This window comes from Pseudomonadota bacterium, assembly GCA_026388215.1.
GTDB lineage: Bacteria > Desulfobacterota > Syntrophorhabdia > Syntrophorhabdales > Syntrophorhabdaceae > JAPLKF01.
Genome location: JAPLKF010000020.1, coordinates 1 through 4,284, shown reverse-complemented (window position 1 = coordinate 4,284; position 4,284 = coordinate 1). Strand labels below are relative to the sequence as shown.

Below are 4,284 nucleotides of genomic sequence, written 5' to 3'. Positions count from 1 at the left end.
ATTATAAAGGTGAAAGGGGTACAATAACATGCAATTAGGCATTCTTGTTGTTGATGATGAGGTCGGGATAAGAAGGTCGCTTACAAGGGTGCTTAAAGAGGATGGTTACTCGGTAGAAGTAGCCAGGGATGGGGAAGAAGCGCTAAACATATTTCAAAAAACCCCCGATAATTTTGACATCGTGATATGCGACCTCATCATGCCGGGTATGGATGGGATAAAAACGATTGAAGAGATAAACAAATTAAATCAGGAGATTACAAAGATTATTTTAACAGGTTATGGCACACTTGAATACTCAATAAAGGCCATAGAAGCCGGGATAGACGGATTCATCACAAAGCCCTTTGAGAACAAAGAGCTTAAATGGAAAATCAAGGAATACTATTTAAAGAGAAAATTAAAGCAGTTCATATCACCAGACATATTTAACGAACTCCTGATCGAACCAGCCCATCTCCAGACAAAGGTCTCATTCATAACGATTCTCTTTTCGGATATCAGAGGCTTTACGCAACTTTCTTCAAAGATACCGCCAGAAGAGCTTGCCTCCTTACTTAACAGATATTATTTTCACCCTATGAGCGAGATTATAATAAAACATAAAGGGATGATAGACAAATATATCGGGGACAGCATAATGGCTTTATTTGGAGCACCGGTATATCAGGAAAGACATGAGGATAATGCAGTCAATTGCGCCATTGAAATGGTAAAGATGATGGAAGATATAAATCAAGGTCTTAATATGGGAATAGGAATAAGTACAGGGTATGTTGTTACAGGTATTTTTGGTTCAATAAACAAAAAAGAATACACAGCCCTTGGCATGCCAGTAAACATAGCCGCAAGGCTTCAAAAATTTGCCGCTTCTGGTGAAGTCGTTATATCAGAGGAAACAAAGGCAAGACTGGATAACAGGACCCTTTTTAAGAAAATAGGTTCTTTAACGGTTGTCACATCCTCTATGCCTGTAGTCTATTACAAGTGGATACGAGATGGTCAGATTTAATGATATCGTAGAAGAAATATTAAAATACAATCCACAGGCTGATGTATCAATATTACAGAAGGCATATATCTTTACTGCACAAGCCCATAAAGGTCAAACAAGGCTTTCCGGCGAACCCTATCTAATTCACCCGTTAGAGGTAGCATATACCCTCACAAAAATGAACCTTGATGTTCCAAGTGTTGTCTCCGGACTTTTACATGATACGGTAGAAGATTCCTATGTGAGTAAAAAAGAAATAGAAGAGTATTTTGGAAAAGAAATAGCAGAACTCGTGGATGGTGTGACAAAGATTAGCAAGATTCCTTTAAAAACCTCTGAAGATTCAAGGGTAGAAAACTTAAGGAAGATGATCCTTGCAATGAGTAAGGACATAAGGGTCATACTGATAAAATTAGCAGATAGATACCATAATATGCAAACACTCCAATTCCTTTCCCCTGAACAGCAAATGGAAATCGCCAGGGAAACTACTGATATATATGCACCTCTTGCCCACAGGCTGGGCATTGAGTGGCTGAAAGACGAGCTTGAAGACGCTTCCTTTAAATATCTAAAACCTGCTGAATGCAAGATCATTAAAGAGAAGATTGCAAAACAGAAGAAGGAAAGGGACGCATACATAAATGAAGTAAAGGAGATGATAAAAAATAGATTGGCCGAATACAATCTAAGGGCAGATGTGTCAGGAAGGGCAAAAAGATTGTACAGTGTATATAGGAAAATGGTTCAGGAGAGATTAAACATTGATGATATTTATGATATAACCGCCTTTAGAATTGTAGTAAACAGTATAAAAGAATGCTATGAGGCACTTGGTTATATCCATGCAATGTTCAAACCCATACCCGAAAAATTTAACGACTATATTGCTCTTCCCAAGGCAAATATGTATCAATCCCTCCATACCAAGGTGATAGGACCATACCGTGAGAAGATGGAGATCCAGATAAGAACCCATGAAATGCACCAGATTGCAGAGGAAGGTATCGCAGCTCACTGGAAGTACAAAGAAGGGAAGGTTTTTAATGCAAAAGAAGACAAAATATTTGCATGGCTAAGAAGACTGATAGAATGGCAACAGGAATTAAAAGATAATAAAGAGTTTATGGAGATATTCAAGATCGACCTTTTCCCTGATGAAGTCTATGTTTTTACGCCAAAGGGTGATGTAAAAGAACTTCCAAAAGGTTCAACACCTGTAGACTTTGCCTATGCCATACACTCACAACTCGGGCATAAATGTGTGGGCGCAAAGGTAAATGGAAAACTTGTCCCCCTGCGACACATCTTGAAAAGCGGGGACACTATTGAGATTCAAACAAACCCTACCCATAAACCAAGCAAAGACTGGCTGGGTTTTGTAAAGACATCAAAGGCAAAAACAAAAATCAGACAATGGATAAAAACAGAACAGAGGGAAAGAAGTATTGAGCTTGGTCGTGCCCTCATTGAAAAGGAACTACAAAAGCACAATTTTAGTTTCTCAAAAATGTTAAAATCCGGGGAACTACTCAATATTGCAAAAGAATTCAGCTTTGAAACTACCGACGACCTTTTTGCAAGTGTAGGTTATGGTTTATATACCCCCCTCCATGTGCTTGGAAAAATCATCCCGGAGGAAGAAAAACCAAGCAAACTCAAAAAAATAATAAGCACTATAAAAAAGGGTAAAGACAGCGCCATTAAGATAGAAGGTATTGATGGAGTGGTTGTCAGATTTGCCAAGTGCTGCAACCCAATACCAGGGGACAAAGTTTTCGGCTTCATCACAAGGGGGAGAGGGTTAACCATACATGTAGAAGATTGTCCAAATGTCCACACCTATGATGAACAGAGGAAGGTCAAGGTCTCATGGGAATTGAACAAAGATTTCACATATCCAGTAAGGTTGAAGGTGTCCGGGGAAGACAAAAAGGGTCTCCTTTCTGAAATCAGCACGATAATATCTTCAAATAAGGTAAACATCATCAGTGCCCAGGTAATGACCTATCCCGACAGGAGAGGGCTTTCTGAATGCTGCCCTTTTTGATACATTTGGTGCAAACTTTTATTCTTTTTTTGACACCGTTCTGGATTACATGCACACTCTGTAAATTAGGAAGCCACTCCCTTTTTGTCTTGTTATTTGCGTGACTCACATTATTGCCAATCTGCTTACCCTTCCCACATATCTCACATACCCTTGCCATTTGTGCCTCCAATTCCTTTACTGAAAGTATGAAGTTTACTCGCTTGGGCACTGAATGTCAATAGAATTTAAATATTCAAAGCACGGGGGACGACCGCCCCGCTCGGACGAGGGAAAATAAAAAAAGGTCTGTAGTTATAAGTTCGGAGTTAAACGCTTGAATCCTTGAATCCTCGACCCCTTGAACCCTTACAGGTATAAGTTAGTCGTTGACAATACACCCTGTTTAAAATATCCTTAAAACAATGTTCACAAGTGTGCTCTATATAACAATCTCATATCTTATTGGCTCAATACCGATAGGCGTAATCCTTTCAAAATTAAAAGGCAAGGACCCAAGAAAAATTGGCAGTGGAAACATAGGGGCTACCAATGTGATGAGGGCGGCGGGGAAGACTATAGGCATAATTACACTTTTAGGTGATATCACAAAAGGTTTTGTTCCAACCATATTGGCAGTGTATTACGAGGAACCAAAAATGCTCATAACAGCCATAGGGATTGCTTCTTTCCTCGGTCATCTCTACCCTGTATTTTTAAAGTTTAAAGGCGGCAAGGGCGTTGCAACGGCCCTCGGTGTTTACCTTGCAATCAGCCCTCTCGCAATATTAATAAATGCCATCATCTTTATACTCGTTCTTCTCAAATGGCGTTATGTTTCCCTCGGTTCCCTTGCCGGTACTGGGATTATGCCACTTACCCTCTACATATTAAAGGTACCGCAGGCATACATCTATCTTTCATTTATCATAGGTGTTTTGATATTCATAAAACACAGAGACAATATAAAGAGGCTCCTGGAGGGAAAGGAAAATAAAATCAGCTTTTAGCACATAGCGGATAGGAAAAACCATAATTTCCTCTATGCTCTATGCTAAAAACAACGGTACCAGTTTTTTACTTTTAATATCCACAAGCCCCTTGTCTGTTATCCTCAAAAAAGGAAGACCTGTGAAAGGAATTGTCTGGAGTGTTAAGAACGGCCTTTCTAAAGATGCACCTATCTCACCCATCCCCTCATCAAGGGCTTTTGTTTTGTCCCGTAATTCTTCCATGCTATCGAGCGGGATAACACCGTAGA

5 protein-coding genes are annotated in these 4,284 nt (G+C 39.6%); 3 read left to right on the top strand and 2 right to left on the bottom strand.

Going from position 1 to position 4,284, the window contains the following annotated elements; all coding sequences use genetic code 11:
- The first annotated feature begins 28 nt into the window (after positions 1 to 28).
- Positions 29 to 1,012: a response regulator gene (locus tag NTU69_01635; GenBank protein MCX5802228.1), complete on the top strand. Its 984-nt coding sequence runs from the start codon at positions 29 to 31 to the stop codon at positions 1,010 to 1,012.
- Positions 999 to 3,044 carry a bifunctional (p)ppGpp synthetase/guanosine-3',5'-bis(diphosphate) 3'-pyrophosphohydrolase gene (locus NTU69_01630; GenBank protein ID MCX5802227.1) on the top strand — a complete coding sequence of 682 codons (2,046 nt, stop codon included), beginning with the start codon at positions 999 to 1,001 and terminating at the stop codon, positions 3,042 to 3,044. The genes NTU69_01635 and NTU69_01630 overlap by 14 nt, the downstream gene beginning before the upstream one ends.
- On the opposite strand, the gene rpmB is transcribed toward NTU69_01630, so the two are convergent.
- On the bottom strand, positions 2,983 to 3,204 hold the full coding sequence (rpmB, locus tag NTU69_01625; GenBank protein ID MCX5802226.1) for a 50S ribosomal protein L28: 222 nt from the start codon (positions 3,202 to 3,204) through the stop codon (positions 2,983 to 2,985). The genes NTU69_01630 and rpmB overlap by 62 nt on opposite strands.
- A gap of 244 nt (positions 3,205 to 3,448) precedes the next feature.
- Here rpmB and plsY point away from each other — a divergent pair, with 244 nt between their 5' ends.
- Positions 3,449 to 4,033, top strand: a complete 585-nt coding sequence (gene plsY, locus NTU69_01620; GenBank protein MCX5802225.1) for a glycerol-3-phosphate 1-O-acyltransferase PlsY — start codon at positions 3,449 to 3,451, stop codon at positions 4,031 to 4,033.
- Positions 4,034 to 4,072: 39 nt separating this feature from the next.
- Here plsY and NTU69_01615 read toward each other — a convergent pair.
- A partial coding sequence (locus tag NTU69_01615; GenBank protein ID MCX5802224.1) for a hypothetical protein occupies positions 4,073 to 4,284 on the bottom strand: 212 nt, incomplete at its 5' end.